General features: G+C 61.7%; 26 protein-coding genes. 24 read left to right on the forward strand and 2 right to left on the reverse strand.

The genetic code is table 11. The annotated features are described in order from the left end of the window. Positions 1-97: 97 nt before the first annotated feature. The 18 genes from B3H86_RS03695 to B3H86_RS03780 all read left to right on the forward strand — a co-directional run bounded on the left by B3H86_RS03695 (position 98) and on the right by B3H86_RS03780 (position 14,962). Positions 98-262 carry a hypothetical protein gene (locus tag B3H86_RS03695; RefSeq protein WP_292051250.1) on the forward strand — a complete coding sequence of 55 codons (165 nt, stop codon included), beginning with the start codon at positions 98-100 and terminating at the stop codon, positions 260-262. Continuing rightward, entirely contained in the window at positions 259-519 is a 261-nt protein-coding gene (locus B3H86_RS03700; protein ID WP_292051252.1) for a hypothetical protein, read from the forward strand. Before B3H86_RS03695 ends, B3H86_RS03700 begins: the two co-directional genes overlap by 4 nt. Then, the gene (locus B3H86_RS03705; protein WP_292051254.1) at positions 516-899 is read left to right on the forward strand and encodes a M15 family metallopeptidase; all 384 of its coding nucleotides are present in this window, start codon (positions 516-518) and stop codon (positions 897-899) included. The genes B3H86_RS03700 and B3H86_RS03705 overlap by 4 nt, the downstream gene beginning before the upstream one ends. A gap of 44 nt (positions 900-943) precedes the next feature. Continuing rightward, positions 944-1,297: a hypothetical protein gene (locus tag B3H86_RS03710; protein WP_292051256.1), complete on the forward strand. Its 354-nt coding sequence runs from the start codon at positions 944-946 to the stop codon at positions 1,295-1,297. 375 nt (positions 1,298-1,672) lie between these two features. Continuing rightward, complete coding sequence (locus B3H86_RS03715; RefSeq protein WP_292051257.1) at positions 1,673-2,605, forward strand: flagellin; 933 nt, start codon at positions 1,673-1,675, stop codon at positions 2,603-2,605. A 285-nt stretch (positions 2,606-2,890) separates the two neighbouring features. Then, positions 2,891-3,745, forward strand: coding sequence for a flagellin (locus B3H86_RS03720; RefSeq protein WP_292051258.1), 855 nt, complete (start codon positions 2,891-2,893; stop codon positions 3,743-3,745). 135 nt (positions 3,746-3,880) lie between these two features. Beyond that, positions 3,881-4,738, forward strand: coding sequence for a flagellin (locus B3H86_RS03725; protein ID WP_292051259.1), 858 nt, complete (start codon positions 3,881-3,883; stop codon positions 4,736-4,738). Positions 4,739-4,887: 149 nt separating this feature from the next. After that, positions 4,888-5,685 carry a flagellin gene (locus B3H86_RS03730; protein WP_292051260.1) on the forward strand — a complete coding sequence of 266 codons (798 nt, stop codon included), beginning with the start codon at positions 4,888-4,890 and terminating at the stop codon, positions 5,683-5,685. Positions 5,686-5,818: 133 nt separating this feature from the next. Continuing rightward, positions 5,819-6,685 carry a flagellin gene (locus B3H86_RS03735; protein ID WP_292051261.1) on the forward strand — a complete coding sequence of 289 codons (867 nt, stop codon included), beginning with the start codon at positions 5,819-5,821 and terminating at the stop codon, positions 6,683-6,685. An 80-nt stretch (positions 6,686-6,765) separates the two neighbouring features. Beyond that, positions 6,766-7,050 carry a flagellar protein FlaG gene (locus tag B3H86_RS03740; protein WP_292051262.1) on the forward strand — a complete coding sequence of 95 codons (285 nt, stop codon included), beginning with the start codon at positions 6,766-6,768 and terminating at the stop codon, positions 7,048-7,050. A 191-nt stretch (positions 7,051-7,241) separates the two neighbouring features. Beyond that, on the forward strand, positions 7,242-8,060 hold the full coding sequence (locus B3H86_RS03745; RefSeq protein WP_292051263.1) for a flagellin: 819 nt from the start codon (positions 7,242-7,244) through the stop codon (positions 8,058-8,060). 148 nt (positions 8,061-8,208) lie between these two features. Next, positions 8,209-10,932 (forward strand): transcriptional regulator, encoded by a 2,724-nt coding sequence (locus tag B3H86_RS03750; RefSeq protein ID WP_292051264.1) that lies wholly within the window; start codon positions 8,209-8,211, stop codon positions 10,930-10,932. A gap of 73 nt (positions 10,933-11,005) precedes the next feature. Further along, the gene (locus tag B3H86_RS03755) at positions 11,006-11,674 is read left to right on the forward strand and encodes a hypothetical protein (protein ID WP_292051265.1); all 669 of its coding nucleotides are present in this window, start codon (positions 11,006-11,008) and stop codon (positions 11,672-11,674) included. Further along, on the forward strand, positions 11,674-12,096 hold the full coding sequence (locus B3H86_RS03760) for a hypothetical protein (RefSeq protein ID WP_292051266.1): 423 nt from the start codon (positions 11,674-11,676) through the stop codon (positions 12,094-12,096). Before B3H86_RS03755 ends, B3H86_RS03760 begins: the two co-directional genes overlap by 1 nt. Positions 12,097-12,194: 98 nt before the next feature. After that, positions 12,195-12,704 (forward strand): single-stranded DNA-binding protein, encoded by a 510-nt coding sequence (gene ssb, locus B3H86_RS03765; RefSeq protein WP_292051268.1) that lies wholly within the window; start codon positions 12,195-12,197, stop codon positions 12,702-12,704. A gap of 13 nt (positions 12,705-12,717) precedes the next feature. Further along, positions 12,718-13,167 carry a thiol-disulfide oxidoreductase DCC family protein gene (locus B3H86_RS03770; protein WP_292051269.1) on the forward strand — a complete coding sequence of 150 codons (450 nt, stop codon included), beginning with the start codon at positions 12,718-12,720 and terminating at the stop codon, positions 13,165-13,167. A 25-nt stretch (positions 13,168-13,192) separates the two neighbouring features. Further along, the gene (locus B3H86_RS03775; RefSeq protein ID WP_292051270.1) at positions 13,193-14,494 is read left to right on the forward strand and encodes an SDR family oxidoreductase; all 1,302 of its coding nucleotides are present in this window, start codon (positions 13,193-13,195) and stop codon (positions 14,492-14,494) included. Positions 14,495-14,497: 3 nt separating this feature from the next. Continuing rightward, a complete protein-coding gene (locus B3H86_RS03780) occupies positions 14,498-14,962 on the forward strand; it encodes a DUF2269 family protein (RefSeq protein ID WP_292051271.1) in 465 nt (154 codons plus the stop codon). On the opposite strand, the gene B3H86_RS03785 is transcribed toward B3H86_RS03780, so the two are convergent. Next, entirely contained in the window at positions 14,959-15,534 is a 576-nt protein-coding gene (locus B3H86_RS03785; protein ID WP_292051272.1) for a nucleoside 2-deoxyribosyltransferase domain-containing protein, read from the reverse strand. The genes B3H86_RS03780 and B3H86_RS03785 overlap by 4 nt on opposite strands. A 135-nt stretch (positions 15,535-15,669) precedes the next feature. On the opposite strand from B3H86_RS03785, the gene B3H86_RS03790 reads away from it, so the two are divergent. Then, positions 15,670-16,557 carry a DMT family transporter gene (locus B3H86_RS03790; RefSeq protein ID WP_292051273.1) on the forward strand — a complete coding sequence of 296 codons (888 nt, stop codon included), beginning with the start codon at positions 15,670-15,672 and terminating at the stop codon, positions 16,555-16,557. Between the two features lie 76 nt (positions 16,558-16,633). On the opposite strand, the gene B3H86_RS03795 is transcribed toward B3H86_RS03790, so the two are convergent. Then, positions 16,634-17,221 carry a superoxide dismutase family protein gene (locus tag B3H86_RS03795; RefSeq protein WP_292051274.1) on the reverse strand — a complete coding sequence of 196 codons (588 nt, stop codon included), beginning with the start codon at positions 17,219-17,221 and terminating at the stop codon, positions 16,634-16,636. Between the two features lie 123 nt (positions 17,222-17,344). On the opposite strand from B3H86_RS03795, the gene gyrA reads away from it, so the two are divergent. From gyrA to B3H86_RS03820, 5 genes are all read left to right on the forward strand, one after another. Continuing rightward, positions 17,345-20,134 (forward strand): DNA gyrase subunit A, encoded by a 2,790-nt coding sequence (gene gyrA / locus B3H86_RS03800; protein ID WP_292051275.1) that lies wholly within the window; start codon positions 17,345-17,347, stop codon positions 20,132-20,134. Positions 20,135-20,140: 6 nt separating this feature from the next. Further along, positions 20,141-20,944, forward strand: coding sequence for an aminotransferase class IV (locus B3H86_RS03805; RefSeq protein ID WP_292051276.1), 804 nt, complete (start codon positions 20,141-20,143; stop codon positions 20,942-20,944). Positions 20,945-21,049: 105 nt separating this feature from the next. Next, positions 21,050-21,535, forward strand: coding sequence for a pantetheine-phosphate adenylyltransferase (gene coaD, locus B3H86_RS03810; protein WP_292051277.1), 486 nt, complete (start codon positions 21,050-21,052; stop codon positions 21,533-21,535). Between the two features lie 35 nt (positions 21,536-21,570). Then, positions 21,571-22,392 carry a peptidylprolyl isomerase gene (locus B3H86_RS03815; RefSeq protein ID WP_349679842.1) on the forward strand — a complete coding sequence of 274 codons (822 nt, stop codon included), beginning with the start codon at positions 21,571-21,573 and terminating at the stop codon, positions 22,390-22,392. A gap of 32 nt (positions 22,393-22,424) precedes the next feature. After that, positions 22,425-23,294, forward strand: coding sequence for a peptidylprolyl isomerase (locus B3H86_RS03820; protein ID WP_292051279.1), 870 nt, complete (start codon positions 22,425-22,427; stop codon positions 23,292-23,294). The last annotated feature ends 73 nt before the right edge of the window (positions 23,295-23,367 follow it).

Genomic DNA, 23,367 nt, shown 5'->3' on the forward strand with positions numbered 1-23,367 from the left:
TGCGGGCGGCGGCGGTGGCGGCGCGGGACTGACCGCTGCAGGCGGCGGTGGGCGTGGCGCTGCGGGCGTCGTGCATCTGACGTTCGTGGGGTGAGCGATGACCGGTCATGACCCCCGCGTGGATGCGCTGTCCGACCTGCTTCTGGATGCGGACATCTGGGATGCGCCCGACCGGCTCAGTGCCGACGAATGCCTCGATGAACTCGGGGCGGACTGGAGGCGGACAGCCTCGACCCATTTCAACAGCGAGGACGATCTATGAACCCCGTTCCGAAACTTCAGCGTGCCAGTCTGGCGGAAGGTCAGTGGGTGTGGCGCAGACTGTACGTCTATCTGTGCACGATGCTGATCTGGGTCTTGCTTCGCGATGCCCTGCATCGGGCACCTGCCGATCAGGTCCAGCGTTTTGCCGAGGGGTTGATGGGACTGCTGGCCTTGATGAGCCTTCTGTATCTGGTCGCGCCGTCGGCACAACAGGTCGTCAACCTGGCGCGCGGCCACAAAGAGGGCGGCCAGTGACGTTTCGCCTGTCCAACCGCTCTCGCAACAGTCTGCGCGGGGTCCATCCCGACCTCGTGCGGGTGGTCGAACGGGCCATTGTGACCACGCCTGTAGACTTCATGGTCATAGAGGGGCTGCGATCATCCCAACGTCAGGCCTCGCTGGTGAAGGCCGGGGCCAGCCGTACTTTGAACAGCCGGCATCTGAGCGGCCATGCCGTCGATCTGGCGGCGTGGGTGGATGGCCAGATCCGCTGGGACTGGCCGCTGTATCCGCGAATTGCCGAGGCGATGAAGTCAGCGGCTTCGGCTCTGGACGTGCCGCTGGTGTGGGGCGGCGACTGGCCGCGCCTGCGCGATGGTCCGCACTTCGAACTGTGTCGCAGGGCCTATCCATGAGGGCGTGGGGCCGTGTTTTGACCGCTCTTGGGTGGGCTGGAGTGATGCTGGTTCTGGCAGCGGTTCTGTTGGCACTTGTGACCGATCCATTGGGAGGGCGTGCGCGGAAGATCGAGCGTCTGGAACGGGCCGCAGCCATAGGCGAGCAGGTTCGCAAAATCCGGGAGCTGGAGTCTGCTGAAAACGAGCGGATCGAAAAACTGAGGGCAAAGTCGGCGCAGGAAAAAGAGGCGCTGGGCAGACAAACGGCAGTGTATAGGGGAGAAGCCGCCAATGATCCGACTGGACAGAATACGGTGGGCGTGGATCGCCTTGATCGTCTGCTGCAGCATGATCGTCTCGTGTGCCAGCATGCCTCGGCCGGAGCCTGTGACGACGCGACTTCTGATACCCTCTGAGGTCAGTCAGCCCTGTCCGATCGCCCGGATCGGGCAGGGCGCGACCCTGGCGGATCTTGAACAGGCCTATATGGAGCGCGGCACTCAATTGGTGGCCTGTGACGCGGCAAGGGCTCTGGCTTTGGACCTGCTGATGACCGAACGGCGTTTGCGGGTGAGCAGTGCCCGGCAAGATTGACCGGGCAGGATTTTCCGTTGCCGGTTATTGGCACCTGAAATGCTTAATCTCAACTAAAAATATCAAATAAATACAAAAAGATAATTGTTAAAATACCCTTGTTCATTGGTGCGTGCATTGCGGCGCGTCCGGGTGAGTAGAACGCTCCCGGCGCCAAAAGGGCGCTGGCCATCACAAAGTGAGCAAGGACAGCCAAAATGGCCAACTCGATCAACACCAACCGTGGCGCTCTGATTGCGCTGCAACACCTCAACTCGACCAACCGTTCACTGGAAACCACGCAAAACCGCGTGAACACCGGAATGAAGGTTGCCACCGCTAAAGATAACGGAGCCATTTTCGCTATCGCCACGTCTCAGCGCGCTGAAATGGGTGCTCAGGATGCGGTTCGTCAGTCGATCCAGCGCGGTCAGTCCATCGTGGACGTCGCCCTGTCGGCCGGTGAGACTGTTATCGAAGCCCTGCAGGAGCTGAAGAGCCTGGCGGTTGCCATCCAGGACGCGCCGAAAACCTATGACAACGCTGGTACTGTCACGGGTCTGGGCGATAACGGCAAGAAGCTGGTCGCTGACTTTGAAGCTATGGTGAAGGAAATTCACGTGGCTCTGGCCGGTGCCACCTTCGACGGCGTGAACGTCTTCAAGGCAACCGATGCTTCGGGCATCAAGGTCACCATCAACACCGCAGCCGCGAACAACAAGTTCGAGATCAAGGCCGCGAGTGCGGGTGCAGTGGCTGCGAACCTGGCCTTCGGCAGTGCTGCTGGCACTGGCGCAGGCGAGTATGACGCAGCAACGGGCGTGTGGCAGGCCAAGGCCGGTGCGACCACGGGCGCAACCCCGTCCGCACTGACCGACTATGGCGTGGACAAGGTTGAGGCGGCGATCACGTCGTTCACCGCGACCATGGCAGACCTCGGCACCAAGTCGAAGTCGCTGGGTCGTCAGATGACCTTTGTCGACAAGTTCCAGGATTCCCTGGAAACCGGCATCGGCAATCTGGTGGATGCGGACCTCGCCAAGGAAAGCGCGAAGCTCACCGCGCTGCAGACCAAGCAACAGCTGGGTGTGCAGGCACTGGGCATCGCAAACCAGTCGAGCTCGATCCTGCTCAGCCTCTTCCGCGGCTAATCGCGAAGGGGGAGGGCTGGAATGGCAGCTCGCCAAAGGGGGCGGTTCAACCGCCCCCCTCTTTCCTTGCCCGGCAGATATTGCCGGGGCGGGCAGTTTTTGCCCTGTAACAGTAGGCGTTTTTTCCTAGTCCGGCCTAGAAGGCAGGCGTAGTCCGTCCGGAAACGCCCGAAATCACTGTGATCTGCGGCTTGGCCCGTTCGTTGCAGCCATGTGTACCGAGCAAAATGCTCCCGTTGCCAAAAGGGCGACGGCTTCACGAAGTGAAACACATAGGAGGCTAGAATGGCCAACTCGGTAAACACCAATCGCGGTGCGCTCATCGCCCTGCAGAACCTCAACGCGACCAACCGTTCGCTTGAGATGACCCAGAACCGTGTCAACACGGGGATGAAGGTTTCGTCCGCCAAGGACAACGGTGCTATCTTCGCAATCGCAACCTCCCAGCGCGCGGAAATGGGCGCGCAGGACGCCGTCAAGCAATCCATCGAGCGCGGCAAATCCATTGTCGACGTCGCTCTGGCTGCGGGCGAGACGGTTGTCGAGGCCCTGACCGAGTTGAAGAGCCTGGCGGTCGCGATCCAGGATTCCGTGGCCGGCTCGTCCAGCGAAACCAAGCTGATCAACGACTTCGAAGCCATCGTCAAAGAAATCCACACCTCGCTGGCCGGTGCGACCTTCGATGGTGTCAACGCCTTCAAGACCGGCACCCAGATCGATGTGACGATCAACACCGCCGCGACCGGCAACAAGTTCACCATCAAGGCTTCGGCCGATGCGGCTGCCGCCGACGGTCTGGCCTTTACGGGTACGGCTAACTCGGCGACGGGCGCATGGGCTGCGCCGGCCGCCGCAGGCAAGCGTGCGGCCTATGAACCGGCCGACGTCGAAGCCGCGATCAACTCCTTCACCACTGTCCTGGCCGATCTTGGCACCAAGTCCAAGTCGCTGGACCGCCAGCTGACCTTTGTCAGCAAGCTGCAGGACTCGCTTGAGACGGGTATCGGCAACCTGGTGGATGCCGATCTAGCCAAGGAAAGCGCCCGCCTGACCGCGCTGCAGACCAAGCAGCAGCTGGGCGTGCAGGCGCTGGGTATCGCCAATCAGGCCAGCTCTATCGTCCTGAACCTCTTCCGCTGATTTCTGATGGCCCGACCGGCACGTTCCGGTCGGGCCATGATCACCTCGACGACCGGTAACCAGTAAGCGTGTGTACGGGCAGAACGCCCAACTCCGTCAAAATGACGGGGAAACAACGTGAAATGGGAGGCCAGAATGGCCAACTCGATCAACACCAATCGCGGTGCGCTCGTCGCGCTGCAAACCCTGAACGCGACCAACAAGGCGCTGGAGACCACGCAGAACCGCGTGAACACCGGCATGAAGGTCTCGTCGGCCAAGGACAATGGCGCAATCTTCGCGATTGCGACCTCGCAGCGCGCCGAAATGGGTGCCCAGGATGCCGTGAAGCAGTCGCTGCAACGCGGTCAATCCATCGTGGACGTGGCGCTGGCTGCAGGTGAAACTGTGACCAACGCACTGACGGAACTGAAGAGCCTGGCTGTGGCTATCCAGGACTCCGCAGTCGGTAGTTCAAGCGAAACCAAGCTGCTGTCCGACTTCGACGCAATCGTCAAAGAAATCCACACTGCCCTGGCTGGAGCGACCTTTGACGGGGTCAATCTGTTCAAGACCGGCACCCTGATTGAAGTGACAACCAATACCGCGGCGACGGGCAACAAATTCACCCTGAAGGCGGCGGCTACGGCAGCTGCAGCTACGGGGCTGGCCTTTGGCGGTACCGCAACCCCGGCAACGGGTGCGTGGGCCGAGCCTGCAGACGCGGCGGCCAAGCGTGCAGCCTATACGGCGTCCGCAGTCGATACCGCGCTGAACGGTTTCACGACCGTATTGGCTGACCTCGGCACCAAGTCGAAGTCTCTGGATCGCCAACTGTCGTTCGTGGGCAAGCTGCAGGACTCGCTGGAAACCGGTATCGGCAACCTCGTCGATGCGGATCTGGCCAAGGAAAGCGCCCGACTGACCGCTCTGCAGACCAAGCAACAGCTGGGTGTGCAGGCGCTGTCGATCGCCAACTCGTCGAGCAGCATCCTGCTCGGCCTGTTCCGCTAACAAGTAGGGGAGGGAGCATCCTTCAACATCCGTCGGATCTCCCGACCCTGATCACCTGAATGCCAGTAACAGTAAGCTTAGAGTAACGAGCACAAGGCTCGCCCCGCCATAAAAAGCGGGTTCACAAAATGTGAAAAATGGAGGCCAGAATGGCCAACTCGATCAATACGAACCGCGGCGCTCTCGTCGCTCTGCAGACCTTGAACCAGACGAACAAGGCGCTGGAAACCACGCAAAACCGCGTGAACACCGGCATGAAAGTCTCGTCGGCCAAGGACAATGGCGCAATCTTCGCGATTGCGACCTCGCAGCGCGCCGAAATGGGTGCCCAGGATGCGGTCAAGCAATCGCTGCAACGCGGTCAATCGATCGTGGATGTCGCGCTTGCTGCCGGTGAAACCGTCGTGCAAGCCCTGACCGAGCTGAAAAGCCTGGCAGTCGCGATCCAGGACGCCACCGGTGACACGGCTACCAAGCTGAACAATGATTTCTCGGCTATCGTCACTGAAATCAACACGGCGATCACGGGTGCCAAGTTTGACGGCGTAAACCTGTTCACGGACACGACCGCCCGCAGCGTCACCACCAACACTTCGGGTGGTACCTTCTCGCTGTCGACCGGTGCGGCGACCCATCCGATCACGGGTGCTGGTGCTGACCTTAACACCGTGGCGAACCGTACGGCGGCAAACGTCGACGCGGCGATCAACTCGTTCACGGGCGTACTGGCTGATTTCGGCACCAAGTCGAAGTCGCTTGAGCGCCAGCTGTCGTTCGTCGGCAAGCTGCAGGACTCGCTGGAAACCGGTATCGGCAACCTTGTCGATGCGGATCTGGCCAAGGAAAGCGCACGCCTGACGGCACTGCAGACCAAGCAACAACTGGGTGTGCAGGCGCTCTCTATCGCGAACTCGTCGAGCAGCATCCTGCTCGGCCTGTTCCGGTAATCGGTAGGGGAGGGTGCCGCCGTCGAAAGCGGCGGCATCCGCTCCTGATCACCTCTTTAAGTACCAGTAACCGGCGCAGTACGCGCCCCGCGGCCAAAACGGCAGCGGCTTTGTAAAAGTAAAGGCAGCCAGAATGGCTAACTCGATTAACACCAACCGCGGCGCTCTCGTGGCTCTGCAAACCCTGAATGCCACCAACAAGGCTCTGGAAACCACCCAGAACCGCGTGAACACCGGCATGGCTGTGTCGTCCGCCAAGGACAATGGTGCGATCTATGCGATCGCCACCTCGCAGCGGGCCGAAATGGGCGCTCAGGATGCCGTGAAGCAATCCCTGCAACGCGGCCAATCGATCGTTGACGTCGCCCTTGCAGCCGGCGAGACCGTCACGGACGCCCTGTCGGAGCTGAAGAGCCTGGCAGTGTCGATCCAGGACGCGACGGCTGACTCGGACACCGAGAAGAAGCTGATGGCAGACTTTGAGGCAATCGTTACCGAAGTTCACACCGCGCTTGCCGGTGCGACCTTTGATGGCGTGAACCTGTTCAAGGCTACCGACGCCAACACGACCCACCAAGTCACCACCAACACCGGTGCTTCGAACAACAAGTTCGTGCTGAAGGCTGCTAGCAGTGCAGCTTCGGCTGACTCGTTCGCATTCGGCGGTACCGCTGATGCGGCCGCCGGTACCTGGACTGCCGCCACCGACGTGGCGGACAAGCGCACGGCCTATACCGCAGCCAATGTGGAAACGGCTCTGAACACCTTTACCTCGACCCTGGCTGACCTCGGCACCAAGTCGAAGTCGCTGGACCGTCAGATGACCTTTGTAGGCAAGATGCAGGACTCGCTTGAGGCCGGCATCGGCAACCTGGTTGACGCTGACCTTGCCAAGGAAAGCGCCAAGCTGACGGCTCTGCAAACCAAGCAACAGCTGGGCGTGCAGGCGCTGTCGATCGCGAACTCGTCGAGCAGCATGCTGCTGGGCCTGTTCCGCTAACCTGATGGGGCGGGCGGCAAGAATAGTCCGCCCGCCCTCATCACAGACGATGAAAGGACGCGCAAAAGGCGCGAACAGACATGACAGACACCATCTCTGCCTTAGGGGGCGCTTCCAGCGTTTCTGCTGAAAATATCAAGCAGGAAGTGGCGACGGCGCAGGTCGAGAAGCGTCGTGACAACGCCGCGATGGATATGGGGCCGCAACGGCTGGTTATCGAACCGGTCAGTTCGCATCGCTATGTCTATAAGGTGCTGGATTCGCAGACCGGCGAAGTCATCCGGCAGCTACCGACCGAGCACGTTGAGAAAATGATCACGGATCCTGCCTACGAGCAGGGCGGATTGGTCAAGACCTCGGTCTAGGCGACACGCAAGTCCTTAAACCGGCGATGTAAACCACGTCGCGGGCTTGACCCTGCCGCACAGTAACGTTGTACTTGCAACGCCCCCGAAGCTATTTGGGTGGCGCAATCATGGTTTCCGGGCGTTAACCATACGCTCACAAATCATGGTTAATGGGGTAAGCGGTACAGAAAGTCCGGGGGCTTAAAGCCATGACCACAAGCGTTCATACAAATAGCTCGGCGCTGATTGCGCTGCAAAACCTCAATGCCACCAACAGCAAGCTGAGCTCGGTGCAAAACCGCGTCAGCACGGGCTTGAAAGTGCAGGGCGCCAAAGACAATGCCGCGACCTGGGCCATTGCCCAGAATCAGCGCGCCGATACGTCTTCGCTTGAGGCCGTGAAAACCAGCCTGAACCGCGCGACGTCGATTGCAGACGTGGCGCTGGCAGCCGGTTCCCAGATTTCCGACATTCTGACCGAACTGAAGCAGAAGGCGGTTGCCGCTTCGGACCCTTCGGCTTCCGAGGCTTCCAAGAAAGCCTATAACGACGAGTTCAAGTCGCTGGTGGCCTCGATCACCTCCTTTGCCAACAATGCTACCTTTGACGGCAAGAACCTGTTCGACGGCTCGCTGACGGCAAATCTGGAGTTTCTTGCCAGTGCCGATGGCGAAGAGACCATCACCCTGACCCCACAGGCCATGACGGCCGCTGCCCTGGGTCTTGATGCTCTTGATCTTGAAACCGACGCCGAAGCCGCCCTTGAAGCTGTAACCGAGGCTCTGGCCAACTCCAGCAGCATGCTGGCCGAACTGGGTGCGCAAGCCAAGCAGATCGAGCGTCACACCACCTTCGTGGGCAAGCTGATGGACTCGCTGGAAGTGGGTGTCGGCAATCTGGTCGATGCGGATCTGGCCAAGGAAAGCGCCCGTCTTCAGGCCCTTCAGGTCCAGCAGCAGCTTGGTACTCAAGCCCTGGCGATTGCAAACCAGGCGCCGCAATCGATCCTGTCGCTCTTCCAAGGCTAAGCCGTACAATCGATTTTCTGAAGCACCGGTCGCGGCAAATGTCGTGGCCGGTGTTTTTTATGGGTCGTTTCTTGGGTTTTTGTGTCGAGGATTAACGAATTGCCACGCGACTTAAGGTAAAGCTTGTAGCCCTAAGGAGCGTGCGGTCATGCGGGTCAACAACAGTTATCTGTTGGGTCTGTACGGAGGTGATGCGAGCGGTTTCGCCACCTCGGGCATTTCCACGCCTGCGCCAAAGTCACAGCCGACCGCACCGTGGAGCGGCTCTGTCGCTGGCAAGCAGCCGACGGCCTCCGAAATCCTGCGCAAGGCGATGGGCAGCAGTCGTTTCATCGACGAAAGCGCCAACAAACTCGATCTTCGCACCCAAAACGCCAGAGAATACAAAACCCTGTTTGCCATGCACACAGGGCTGCAAATGCTCGAGGCCCTGTCGCTGAGAGCGATGGAAAAATCGGTGACCAAGGCCGACGCGGCCACGCTGCAGAAACGCTTTGATGCGGGCCTGAAAGAGATTTCGGATTATCTGGCGACGGCCGGTTCAGAGGTGAATACGGTCCGCTTGGTCAACGGTGTGTCTTCGACACGCAGCCAGGGCACGACCGTCGTTCCGCGCGACAACCATGTCTATCATACCGGCCCCATCCATTCGGGCTCCCTGTCGCAGGAGGTGGATGCCTATAAGGGTGATGTGCGGTTCAACATCACCATCCGCACAAGCGGCGGCACCCGGTCCATCGCCATCGATCTGGATGAAATGGGATCTACGCCGCGCACGCTGGATGCGGTTATCGGGCACATAAACGGCAAGTTGCAGACGGCCGGTGTCGAGACTCGTTTCTCACGTCAGGAAGTTCCCGGCGAAGCCAAGACCATGACGGTCGGCAACAAGACGATCACCCTGCCGTCGACCAACAGCAGCTGGGGCATGACCATTACGGGCACAGCGTCCGAAACAGTCGGTTTCCAGGCGGTAGAGACGCGAACCTCCGTCAATGTGATCCAGGGTTTCGGTGTCAACAAATCGGCGCAAAGCCTGAAGTTCGATCCGAGCGGTGATCCCACGACCCCCGGCATCGGTGAGACCAACTGGGTTGATGGACGGGTTGACCAATCCTCTTTGCCGCAGGGCATCAAGACCGTCCGTGCATCGGCGGCCGCTTCTGACGGCGGTACCTGGATCGTGGCCGATGTCAGCGACGATACCAACGGCCACAGTGTACGCGGCCAGTCCGATGTCGTGCTGATGAAGCTGGATTCGGCGGGGCAGGTGGTCATAAGCCGTGGTCTGGGGGCCGCCTCTTCGGCATCCGGCTATGCCATTTCGGTCGCCGATGACGGTCGTGTCGCCGTCGCGGGTTCGGTCACGGGCGGCCTTGTTCCGGGCCAAACCGTGCCCGACAAAGGGTTGAGCGACAGCTTCGTTACGGTTTTCGACGCCAACGGCGTTGAGCAATGGACCCAGTCGCGCGGTGCCAAGGCCGCAGACGAGGCTACGGCTGTTTCGTTTGGTGCGGATGGTCGTGTCTATGTGTCTGGCCGATCAAAGTCCGCCATGCCGGGCGCTTCGGCTGTCGGCGGCTGGGACAGCTATGTCCAGACCTTTGGCGAGAACCGGGCCGACAATGGAACGGTTACGGCCACGTCCCTCGGCGTGACGCAGTTCGGCACGGTCGGCGATGACACGGTGCAGGCCATGACGGTCGATGGCGACAACCTCTATACAGCCGGTGTCGAGAACGGAGCCTTTGTGATCCGTCAGTTACGTATCGGCACGGGTGGTGCGCCCGAACTGATCTCCAGCCGCAATCTGGGCGCTGCCATCGGTGGCGAGATCGCGGGCATCGCCGTGTCGAACGGCAAGCTGGTCGTGTCGGGAATGACGCGCAATACGGCGCTGGACGCAGGGACGGTCAATAATGCCCATGCAGGCGGCACTGATGTTTTCGTCGCCAGCCTGTCTACGGATCTGTCAGCGTCGGCATCGGACCGGCTGACCTATTACGGTGGTGCGGGCGAAGACACCGCCGCCGACGTGAAGATCGTTGACGGTGATGTGTGGGTGACAGGAACGTGGAACCGCGACCGCATAGCCAAGGACACAGATCCTACCATTGCCTATCTGACGCGGATTGATGCCGAGACGGGCGCTGTTGAGTGGAACCGGACATGGACCGGAGACAAGCAACAGGCCAATCCTATGGCGCTGTCTGTTTCCGCCAATGGTTCCAGCGTGTTGGACAGGCTGGGGCTTCCGTCCGGCGAACTGGTACAGGACGTTTCGCAGAAACTGGTGGATGCGACGGCGTTGCGTGCCGGTGACCGTTTCTATGTCACCAATCCCAACACGGGCCGCAAAACCGCTGTGACCATCGATGCCAAGGATACGCTTCAGACCCTGGCCACCAAGATCGAGACGGCTTCGGGACGTAATCTGAAGGTTACCGTCTCGACCAACCGCGAAACCCCGGATGCGTCACAGGGCAGTAACCGCGTGCTGGCCGGCGGCGGTCAATATCTGACCATCACCAATGCCGATAACCGTGAGGGTGCTCTGATCTCGGCGGGCGAAATGGGGCGTGATGCCCTGGCCGGTCTGGGGCTGGAAGCGGGTTTTGTCGGCAAGGGTACCGATAAACGCAAGACCGTGGGTGTGGACCTGCCACCGTCGCTGAACCTGTCCAGCGCCGATGCCGCGCTTCAGGCCCGCGATTATATCCAGTCCGCGCTGCGAGCCGTGCGTGAGGCCTATCGGGCCATGAGCCCGACGATGCTGAACGCCAGCAAGACGCCGACCTCGGGTTCCGTATCGCCATATTGGTCCAACCAGATCGCCAATTATCAGGCGGCTCTGGCCCGTTTGTCGGGGTAAGCGACGCAAGGCTTCTGTTGACGCGGGCGGTCCGGACGGGGTTATTGAAGCCATTAATGGCGTAGAGGGCCGCATGGCTTTTCCTAAAGATACCCGCTCGATCATTCTGATGGGTGTTGGCGTTGCTGTTTTGGCAGGTGCTGGCGCAGCCCTTGTTTTCGGCGCCGGTAAACCGACAGATCCCGATGTGAAGCCCCCGGCTGCCGAAGGCGGCCTGAAGATCGACCTCGCCGAAGCCCCGGCTCTGGAGGCGACGCGTGAACTGCGTTGCTACGTAGGCGGACAGTTTATCGGTATGGCTACCCTGGCCGATTGCGCGCAACGCAATGGCGTCTCGAAAAGCACTCTGGATGTGGGTCTGGATGCCACCGGCGCTCTGGCCGCGGCACCGACAGCGGCCTTTTCGCCGCCGCCCAGCGCTCCTGCCGTAGAGGTTCAGCACCAGAGCGAAAGGCCCTCGCAGCCCGCCCAGAATCCCCAGACCGCGACGCCGGTCGATGGCCAGTGCCTACGCTATGTCGGTTCGGAATGGCGTCAGGTCGGACAGGGCATGAGCCAGGGCGAATGCGTCAAGGCGCTGTATTCAGGTGTCTGTGCCCGCACCCCGGGCGAGGCCCAGTACGGCCGTTGGAACCAGGTGACCTTGCGTCTGGTGCCCCGCCGTGTCGAGGCGTCGAACGATAACACCAATTTCCGTACCTTCACGGCACAAGACCGTCAGTGCCAGTTCCCGAGGCTGTAATGCGAACCGTGATCAAGTCCAGCCTTGCGGCTGTGGTTCTTCTGGGTGGTTTGTCCGCCTGTGAAAAGGCGGTCGAAGCGCCGATGGACGAGGGTGTCTGCTATCACGTTGGCGACGATGCCAGCCAACCGGGCGGCATCCGCTTCAATGTTGTGGCGCGTGACCAACCCCAGATCGAGTTCTGCGCGGCCCGTCTGGAGGAGCTTCGCATCAAATTCCTGCGCATGGGCGGCTCGAACAATGATCTCGTCGGTGCCTATCAGGGACGCTTTATTTTCATCGACCGTCAGGGCGTGAAGATGAGCACGTCTCTAACTGGCCCCAGATTTTTTGCCTTGACGCGAACGGGTGATGGACGACTCGCCATCCCCGGTGCCATTCAACGGGAAATCGACGGGCGACCCATCGCGATTGCCCCGTAAACACTCTGAAAATCCGGTTGCAGAACCGGAACAGAAATGGAACATTCTCGCTCGCTGCTGCGTGGCGTGGCGGGACAAAAAAGACAAGGACATCGGTTATGGCGGGCAGCGTCAACAAGGTCATTCTGGTCGGCAATCTGGGCCGCGATCCGGAAATCCGCACCCTGAACTCGGGCGACCGCGTCGCCAACCTGCGCATCGCGACCTCGGAAACCTGGCGCGACAAGGCCACGGGCGAGCGCAAGGAAAAGACCGAATGGCACTCGGTCGTCATCTTCAACGAGAACATCGTCAAGGTGGCCGAGCAGTATCTCAAGAAGGGCTCGACCGTTTACGTCGAAGGCTCGCTCCAGACCCGCAAATACACCGACGCCCAAGGCATCGAGAAATACTCGACCGAAATCGTCCTGCAACGCTTCAACGGAACGCTGACCATGCTGGGCGGCCGTTCGGAAGGCGGCTCGGGCGGTGGCTACGGTGGCGGCCAGGGCGGCGGTTACGGTGGTGGCCGTGACGACAGCTATGACTCGGGCTTCTCCAGCGGCGGTGCCAACCGTCCGTCGGGCCCCAAGGAAAGCTACGACCTGAACGACGACATCCCGTTCTAAGTCACGGATAAACATGAGGCAGGGAGCCTACAGCTATCGGAATGATCCGTTGGTCCCGTCCTTTGCGGATGACAGGCCTGTGGTCCTCTTTGATGGTGATTGCGCTCTCTGCTCACATTCCGCGCGGACCCTGCTCAAGCATGGTCCGCGTTTTCGTTTGGTGCCGACGCAAAGTCCGCTGGGGCAGGCCTTGCTGGCACACTACGGCCTGAAACCGGATGACCCATCGACCATGCTGGTCATCGAGGATGGTCGCGCGATCGGTCGCTCCGATGGCGTATTGCATCTGATGCGCCATCTGCCGCTTCCCTACAGACTGGGTGTCGTCGGTTATCTTGTGCTACGCCCAGTACGGGACTGGGCCTATGGGATCGTGGCACGAAACCGGCGACGTTTTACGGGGCAAACCTGGTGCGCCATGCCGCCCGAGGGCGTGGACATAAAGGATCGCGTGCTGGGCTGATGGTCCGGAGGCGAGCGGGGATATTATGGCTAAGCGGGTTCTGGTTCTGGGGGCGAACGGATTTATCGGTTCGCGCATTGCGGCGGCACTGTCCGCGGCAGGATGGCAGGTAAGGGCAGGGGCGCGTGATCCGCTGCGCTCACGCCGGCGTGCCCCACACTATGAATGGATCAAGGCTGACTTTCACGACCTGACCCGGGCACAGGACTGGGGGCCTTTGCTGGCGGGTGTGGACGTGGTGGTGAACTGCGTCGGCGTGCTTCAGGATGGGGGCAGGGACAGCAACCATATCGCCCATGTGGATGGTCCCCGCGCGTTGATCGCCGCGTGCGAAACGGCGGGAATGAAGCGTTTGATCCATATATCGGCCGTGGGGGCCGATGCGGATGCCGGAACGCTGTATGCCTCGTCCAAGGCTGAAACCGAAAACATGGTGGCGGCATCCGGTCTGGACTGGGTCATCCTGCGTCCGTCACTGGTCGTGGATCGCGCGGCCTTTGGCGGTACGGGCTTTATCCGCGCCCTTTCGGCCATGCCCTTGATCATACCTGTCGTTGGCGGTGATCAGCCGTTCAAACCGGTGGCGCTGGCCGATCTGGCCGATGCGGTTGTCAGGCTGTCGGAAGATAACGCCATTTCGCGCGAAAAAATGGATATCACCGGCCCGCAGACCGTGACGATGACGCAGACGGTACAGCTGTATCGCGGCTGGCTGGGCTTTGCGGCTGCGCCCGTTGTGCGGGTTCCGCGCTGGGTGGCGGCACCGGCCATAGTGGTGGGGGATATGCTGGGTCGGATCGGGTGGCCGTCGCCTCTGCGCACAACCTCGATCAAGCAGTTGGATTACGGTGCGGCAGGCGAGGACAGCGACTGGGGCACGCGGCTGGGACTTGAGCCGCGCAGCTTTACCCGTTTCCTGTCTGAAAATCCGGCCTCGGTCCAGGATGTCTGGCATGCCCGCCTGTGGGCCGTTCGGCCTGTTTCGATCCTGACGCTGGGCCTATTCTGGTTCCTGACGGGCGTGGTCAGCTATACCGCCGGATGGGAGGCTTCGCTGGCGATCATCCGCGAGTCCGCAGCGGCACAGTGGGCGTGGCCGATCGTATGGTTCGGGGCCCTGCTGGATGTGGCGCTGGGGCTGGCGCTGTTCGTGCGGGCATGGACGGCGAGGGTCGCCATCCTGATGTTCATGGCCACTGTCGGCTATCTGGTCGCCGCCACGGTGCTGCTTCCGAACTATTGGGTGAACCCGCTGGGGCCGTGGTTGAAAGTCCTGCCGATGATGGCGCTGTGCCTGTTCGTAGCGGCCACCGACGAAAGACGCTGAGCCATGTATGAGCTGCTGAAGATCGTTCACATCCTGTCCGGTGCCGTTCTGTTCGGCACGGGGGCGGGCATCGCCTTTTTCATGGTGCGCGCCCACATGACGAAGGATGCGGCCACCATCGCCTCGGTCGGGGCCATCGTGGTGCTGGCGGACTTCGTGTTCACCGCCTCTGCCGTGGTGGTGCAGCCGATCAGCGGCTTGGGCCTGATCCACCTGCAGGGCTATGGCCTGACCGAGCCGTGGCTGCTTGCGGCCTATGGGCTCTACGTCCTTGTGGGGCTGTGCTGGCTGCCGGTGGTGTGGATCCAGATGGAGATGGCCAGGCTGGCCAAAACCGCCGCCGCCACGGGTCAGCCCTTGCCCGCACGATACGACCGCCTGTTCAGGACGTGGTTCGTTCTGGGCTGGCCGGCCTTCATCGGCGTGATCGGCATCTACTGGTTGATGGTGGCCAAGCCCGCCTTCTAACGGGCGAAACGACCTTTGGTCGCGGCCTCGACAAAGGCGTCGCGCACGGCGGCGGTCAGTTCTTCCATCGTCTGCACCTGATGCACGCCATAGGCCTCGGCGGTGATGTCCACATTGCCCTTGCGCCAGAAACCGTCGGGGGCCAGCACGATCAGCTTTCCGCTGCGGGCGTGTAGGCCCATTTCCAGTAGGCTGATCGGGCTTTGGGTGCCGGGGGCGAAATACATGACGATGACGTCGCTGGCCTCGAGCGCGGCCAGTTCCCACTCCACCTGACGGCGGAACTCCGGCTCGGAGGCTTCGGGCTTCCATGCGGGGTTCCAGTCGGGCCGGCGCGGGTTCAGGATCACCACATCCATATCCGACAGGGCGCGGATCATGGCGGCCTGCCAGTCAGGCGCGCCGCCCATGTCGATGCTGCCACCCATGAAGACACGCGGACGCTGGTTATCCAGCGGAAGGGGAGAGGGCGATACGACGATAATCGGCTCGGCCATCGCCTGCGTAGACGCAAGGCTGGCACACAGGCCCAGACCGATGGCTGCGGATAGAGATATGATCGACTTGTACAACGCGCTGACCCTGCATGGCGGCAATGGTGGGCGCGGCTTAGCCTTTATCGATTGTCGGTTAAAGCACAGGTTTCGAAACGCGCCGATACCGATCGTGAGAAGCCAAAGTCATATCCCTATGGCATGGCCTGAAAAATGAACGACCAAAAGCTTTCCCCGCTGGAGTTGGGTGCGATCCTGGCGATAGTAATCATCTGGGGCGTGAACAACGCAGCGGCCAAACTGGCCACCGAATATCTGCCGCCTCTGATGGTGGTCAGTCTGCGTTTCGCGGTGGCTGGTCTGTGTCTTCTGCCATTCCTCAAACCGCCTTTTCCGAACTGGAAGAGCATGCTGCTGATCGCCGTTCTGGGCGGTCCGGTCCACTATGGTTTGATCTATTTCGCCTTCTCCCTGGCCCAGGATGTCAGTCCGGTTTCGGTGGCGACGCAGATGTGGATTCCCTTCACCACGCTGTTCGCCTTCCTGTTGCTGGGCGAGAAGATGCGCTGGCCCGCCATCGTGGGCATGGTCGTGGCCTTTATCGGCGTGGCGTGGATGACCGCTGACCCGCGTGCCCTGCATGATTGGGAAGCGATAGTTTTTGCCACCATCGGTGCGTCTGTATGGGCTTTGGTGACGGTGATCGCGCGTCGCACCGTGTCGATACCGCCCCTGAAGATGCAGGGCATTCTGGCCTGGACGACGCTCCCCGCAATGGTCGTTGCGTCGATGGTGTTCGAGACGGGCCATGTCGAAGCGGCCCGACAGGCCACGCCGATTGTCTGGGGCTCGATTATCTGGGCCGGTCTTCTGTCGTCCGTGGCGGCAACGACCCTGCTGTTCTGGCTGGTCCAGCGCCGCGAGGCTGGCCGCGTGACGCCCTATCTTCTGGGCTCGACGGTCGTGTCGGTTCTGATGGGCTGGCTGTTCATGAATGACGTGCTGACACCGCAGATCATTGTCGGTGCAACTCTGACGATGGCCGGTGTCGCGGTGGTTTCGATTGCCGAACGGAATCTGCGGGTGGGGGCGGCGCGCTGATCCCTGCTGCCACCTGGAATCAAAGGGGCGGGCCGATAGCGGCCCGCCCCTTTTTATTGTGCCCGACTGTACCGGATCAGTGGTGTTTGATCGTGGCGCAGGCCACGCGGTCACCGGCACCGCCGATCGGCTGGCTGGTGTGATCATCGGCGTTGGCGTGGATGATGATGGCCGAGCCGTCATCATCCATCAGGTCCTGACCCGGATAGTTACCGGCAAGGCGGGCGCGGGTGGTGAACAGTTCGGCCTTGGCCACACCGTTGGCATCGGCAAAGATGTTGGGCAGGTCGCCGTCGTCCGGACCGGCCGCATTCAGCAGACCGTGCGGGACCTTGGGATCGGCATGGTTGATGTGGGCACCGGCAGAGGTGAACGGTGCTTCGCACTGGGCCGTGGCATGCAGGTGGATACCATGCCAGCCCGGCGTCAGGCCTTGGGCCTCGACAACCATCAGCAGGCCGGACGGCCCCTGTTTCAGGGTTACGCGGCCCGCCGATTGGCCCTGAGCGTTAATCAGGTCCACGACCTTGGACGGTGCCGTGGCCGCTGCGGTTGCGGTCGCTGCGCCATGACCTTGATGGCTGGAATCCTGGGCGATTGCGGCGCAACCGATAGACAGGGCCATGATCCCGCTGGCGGCGACGACAGTTGCGGTTTTTTTCATAGTCATTCTTCCTTTTTCTACCGGCCTTTCAGGCCTCACAGATTTTGCCACGGCGGCCCTACGGTGTTAGAACCGACCCTAGCGGATCACGTTCCGATTCCGGCCATTTAAAGCCTGATTTCCTTGACCGACGACAGTTACCAAAACGGCGCCCCTTCGGCATCCGGCGATATTGCGACTATCACCATCGAGAACGAGCTGAAACGCTCATATCTCGACTACGCCATGAGTGTGATCGTTAGTCGCGCCCTGCCTGATGCGCGCGACGGCTTGAAGCCCGTTCACCGGCGCATTCTGTATTCGATGCACGATCTCAACATGTCGCCTGACCGCGCGTACTCCAAGTGCGCCCGCGTTGTCGGTGACGTGCTGGGTCGTTTCCATCCGCACGGCGATTCCTCGGTCTACATGGCTCTGGTCCGTATGGCCCAGGACTTCTCGATGGGCCTGACGCTGGTGGACGGTCAGGGCAACTTCGGCTCGGTCGACGGTGATATGCCCGCCTCGATGCGTTACACCGAATGCCGGATGACGCATGCCTCCGTGGCCATGCTGACCGACATTGAAAAAGACACTGTCGATTTCCAGCCTAACTATGACGAAAAGGAACTGGAACCGGTCGTTCTGCCGACCCGTATCCCGAACCTTCTGGTCAATGGTGCCGGCGGTATCGCCGTGGGCATGGCGACGAACATTCCGCCGCATAACCTCGGCGAAGTGATCGATGCCTCGGTCGCCCTGCTGGACGATCCCGAGGTTTCCGATGAAGCCCTGCTGGATATCGTGCCGGGTCCCGACTTCCCGACCGGCGGCGAGATCATGGGGCGCACCGCGCCGCGCAACGCTCTGCGCGACGGTCGCGGTTCGGTCATCGTGCGCGGCAAGGCCTCGATCGAAGAGATCCGCAAGGACCGCGAAGCCATCGTCATCACCGAGCTGCCCTATCAGGTCAACAAACAGACCCTGATCGAGCGCATCGCCGAGATGGTCCGTGAAAAACGCCTCGAAGGCATTGCCGACGTCCGCGACGAATCCGACCGCACCGGCATGCGTATGGTCATCGAGCTTAAGCGCGATGCCTCGGGCGATGTGATCCTGAACCAGCTTTACCGCTATACGGCGCTGCAATCGTCGTTCGGCGTCAACATGCTGGCGCTGAACCGTGGCCGTCCGGAACAGATGGGCCTGCGCGCCCTGCTGGAAGCCTTCCTCGAGTTCCGCGAGGAAGTGGTGGTCCGCCGCATCAAGTTCGAACTGGCCAAGGCCCGTGACCGCGGTCACGTGCTGGTCGGTCTGGCCGTCGCCGTCGCCAACATCGACGAGGTGATCCACATCATCCGTTCGTCGGCCGACCCGTCGGAAGCGCGTGAGCGCCTGCAAGCCAAGGCTTGGCCGGTAGGCGACATGATGGCTCTGGTCGAGCTGATTGCCGACCCGCGTACCGTGCTGGTAGAGGGCGGCCTGATCCGCCTGACCGACGAACAGGCCAAGGCCATCCTGGCGCTGACCCTGTCGCGTCTGACGGGTCTGGGCCGTGACGACATCTTTGGTGAGGCCAACACCCTGGCCGGCACCATCGCGGGCCACCTCGAAATCCTGTCTGACCGCAAACACGTGCTGGCCATCATCCGCGAGGATCTGCTGGCCGTTAAGGACCAGTTCGCCGTGCCGCGCCGCACCGTCATCGGTGAGGGCGACCACGAGATGGAAGACGAAGACCTGATCCCGCGTGAGGACATGGTCGTGACCGTCACCCACACCGGCTACGTCAAGCGCGTGGCTCTGAACGCCTACCGCACGCAGCATCGCGGCGGTAAGGGCCGTTCGGCCATGTCGATGAAGGACGAGGATGCCATCACTGGCGTCTTCTCGGCCTCGACCCACACGCCGGTCCTGTTCTTCGCCACCAACGGCAAGGCCTACAAGCTCAAGACGTGGCGCCTGCCGCTGGGCACGCCCCAGTCCAAGGGCAAGGCCTTCGTCAACCTGCTGCCCATCGAGCCGGGCGACAGCATCATGAACGTGCTTCCGCTGCCGGAGGATGAAGGCACGTGGGGCGATTACGACATCATGTTCGCCACCAAGTCGGGCGACGTGCGTCGTAACAAGCTCAGCGATTTCGCCACCGTGAACCGCGCGGGCAAGATCGCCATGAAGCTGGAAGACGGTGACCGCATGGTCGGCGTCGGCATCTGTACGGCTGACGACGACATCCTGCTGACTACGGCTCTGGGCCGTGCCATCCGCTTCAAGGCCGATGACGTCCGCGTCTTCAAGGGCCGCGATTCGACCGGCGTGCGCGGTATCCGTCTGCAGGACGGCGACGAGGTGATCTCGATGGCCGTTCTGGGCCGCGTGGATGCCACGCCGGAAGAACGCGCCACCTATGTCAAACTGGCCAACGCCAAGCGCCGCGCGGCGCAGGGCGAGGGCGAAGAGGACAACACCCCGACCGAGGCCGAGGACGAAGCCGAAGGTTCGGTCGAACTGGACGCTGAGCGTTTCGCGCAGCTGGAAGCTGCCGAGCAGTTCATCCTGACCGTTTCCGAAAACGGTCTGGGCAAGCGCTCCAGCGCCTATGAGTACCGTCGTACCGGTCGTGGTGGTCAGGGGCTGACTGCGCACGGTCTGGGCGGTCGTGCTGGCAAGCGTCTGGCCGCAGCCTTCCCGGTTGATGGTGCCGATGACCTGCTGCTGGTGACCGACGGTGGCCAGATGATCCGTACCCCTGTCGATCAGGTCCGCATCGTGGGCCGTGCATCGCAGGGCGTGATGATCTTCCGCACGGGCAAGGACGAGCGCGTCGTCTCGGTCGAGCGTCTGCCGTCGCAGGGTGACGATGACGCCGAAACGTCCGAAGACGGTGTGATCGAAGGCGAGGCCACCGAGGTTCCGACCACGGACGAGGCTTGATCTATCATGGCCGTCGAACCTCAAGTTTGGATCGACGGCCATCCGGCCACCTTTGACGACATGCGCCAGATGGCGGCGGTGAACTATGGGGTTGTGACCTCGTTCGCCTATGCTGATGGCGGTGTTCGCGGGCTGGATCTGCACATGGAAAGGCTCGCGGTTTCATGCCGCGAGCTTTTTTCATGCGAACTCGAAAAAGAACCTCTTCTGAATGCCTTGAAGCATTCTCTTGAGAATATGGATCAGGCGTGGGTGCGTATCACGCTGGCGGACCGTATGCTGTCCGTACGTGCGCCCGAGCGGCCATCATCGGTGGCAACGGCTGTCTGGATCGCCCCGCCAGCCACCATGCTTGATGACGGCATGCGTTTGCGGTCCATCGTCCATCAGCGCGAACTGGCCCATCTGAAACATCTGGGCATGACAGGCGTGATCCATGCGCGCCGAGGCGCGAGGATGGCCGGATTTGATGACGCTCTGCTGGTCGATGGCAGCGGCGGCATCCTGGAAGGCACCCTATGGAACGTCGGCTTTATCGACGCCAGCACTGTCATCTGGCCGCGGGGTGACATCCTGGACGGGGTAACGCGCAGACTCATTGCCAGGGGGTTGGAAAAGCGGGGAATCACACAGCGTACCCAAAGGGTTACTCTTGAAGACCTCGAGAGGTTTCAGGGGGCGTTTCTGTGCAATGCCGCTACTCCGGCCGCGTCCATATCGTCCATTGACGGGCATCGGTTCACGGGGAACCCCGCGATGATGCAGGCCATAAGGGCCGCATGGCAGGATCAGCCTGTGCAGTTGCTCTAGGGCATTCGGTTACGACGCACGGGCGAAACCATTTCGGCTGTTCGCGCCATTTCGCACCTGCTAAGACGGGGCGAACTTACCCTTGGGGAGGCTTAGAGGAAGCCCATGCGTATCGGACTTTATCCGGGCACCTTCGATCCGGTCACTAATGGCCACCTCGACATCATCGGACGCGCCGTCAAACTGGTCGACAGGCTGGTCATTGGCGTGGCCCAGAACGACGCCAAGGGTCCGCTGTTCACCACGCAGGAACGCGTGGAGATGCTGCGCAACGAAGTGGCCAGCTTCGGTGACCGCGTGGAGGTGCGCCCGTTCAGCAGCCTGCTGATGCATTTTGCCGAAGAACTGAACGCCAATTGCATCGTGCGCGGTCTGCGCGCCGTGGCAGACTTTGAATACGAATTCCAGATGACGGCGATGAACCAGCGCCTGAACAGCGAAATCGAGACGGTCTTCCTGATGGCCGATCCGCGCCATCAGGCCATCGCCTCGCGGCTGGTGAAGGAAATCGCCATGCTGAACGGTAACATCGAGAGCTTTGTCAGCCCCACGATCGCCGCGGCCGTGCTCGACAAGGTCCGCAAGGCCTGAAACAAGTGTTCGCTATGAAAACCTTTGTGATTTCCGTGGCCGCTGCGTCGGCGCTTCTCGTGACCTCGGCACAGGCCCAGACCGCTGACTGGCGCACGGTTGCGCCGGAAAACCTCTGGGTGATCGATACTTCCAAGGGCCGTGTCCTGGTGGAACTGGAGCCGCGCGTTGCGCCCGCCCATATCGAACGCATCCGTACCCTGACGACGCAGGGCTTTTATGATGGCCTGAAGTTCCATCGCGTCATTCCCGATTTCATGGCCCAGACCGGCGATCCCAAGGGAACCGGCGAGGGCGGAAGCGAACTGCCGGACCTGCGCGCCGAGTTTTCGTTCCGTCGGGGCCGCGATGCCGGTTTCGTGCCGGTACAGACCGCGCTGCCGGGCTCGCGTGGCATGGTGGGCTCCATCGCTGTGATGACCCAGCCCGATGCCCAGATGATGATCAATGCCGACATGAAGGTTCCGGCCATGCCGCTGTTCTGCAGTGCGGTGGCCGGTATGGCCCGCGCCGGATCGCCTGACAGCGCCAACAGCCAGTTCTTCCTGATGACCGGCCGCAATGACTCGCTGGATGGCAACTACACCGTCTTTGGCCGTGTGCTGGACGGCATCGACGCGGTGAAGGGCCTGAAAAAGGGCTCCGACGCTGCTGACGGTGCGGTGGGCGACAACCCCGATACCATCGTCCGTGCGCGTCTCGCCTCGCAGCTGCCGGAAAACGAGCGTCCGCAGGTTCGCGTGGCTGTCGCCGGTGGCAGCGTCTTCAATGCGGCTGTGGAAGCGGCCCGCACCGCCCGTGGCTCGGCCTTCGACGTGTGCGATATCAACATCCCGGTCGAGGTCAGCACCCGCTGATAGACCATTGTAAATAAAGGGGGAGGGGGCAGATGAAACCCGCAGGTATTCTGGTGGCTTCGGTCGCGGCAGTCTTGAGTTTCAGCCCCCTTGCCCATGCCTCCGAGCCACGCGCGCTTGGGGCGGCGGACTATGAGGCTGTCGATCCCCTGAACCTGCTGGTCATCGACACGACCAAGGGCCGCATCTGGGTAGAGATGACGCCGGATGTCGCCCCCCTTCATGTCGAGCGCATGCGTCTGCTGGCGCGTGAGGGGTTTTTCAACAACGTCAAATGGCACCGCGTTATTGATGGCTTTATGGCCCAGACGGGTGATCCCACGGGAACGGGCGAGGGTGGAAGCACCCATGACGACCTGAAGGCCGAATTCACCTTCCGTCGTGGTCCCGATACCGCATTCGTGCCGGTGGCTGCGCCGGGCGGCTATCCTGTCGGCTTCCACAACAGCCTGCCTGTGACCAGCCAGCCCGACCGTTTCTTTGCCCGTACGGACGACCAAAAGGTGACGGCTTGGGGTGTCTATTGTCCGGGTATGGCGGGCATGGCGCGGGAAGACAATCCCGACAGCGCCAACAGCCAGTTCTTCCTGATGCGCGACTACTATCCGACGCTGGAGCGCCGCTACACCATCTGGGGGCGGGTGATTGCCGGTCAGGAAGTGGTCAACAGCCTGAATGCCGGGGCCTTGCCCAGTGGCCAGGTCGAAAACCCCGACCTGATGGTGACGGTACAGGTGGCCGCCGACATCCCCGCCGCCAATCGCCCGGAAGTACGTCGTGCAAAGCCTGAAAGTGCCGCTTTCAGGGCTTCGGTCGAGGCGGTCAAACAGGCCAGGGGAGCGGATTTCTCGGTCTGTGATGTGCCGGTGCCCGTTCAGGTGATCGAGCCAGCCGGAGCCTAGACGGCGGGTTTGGCGGCGGCGGCCTTGGCTGCCCCGTGCCGCGAGCGTCTGCGGCGACGGCGGCGTTTGCGCA

Origin of the sequence: Brevundimonas sp. UBA5866 (assembly GCF_002432125.1) — a bacterium.
Lineage (GTDB): Bacteria > Pseudomonadota > Alphaproteobacteria > Caulobacterales > Caulobacteraceae > Brevundimonas.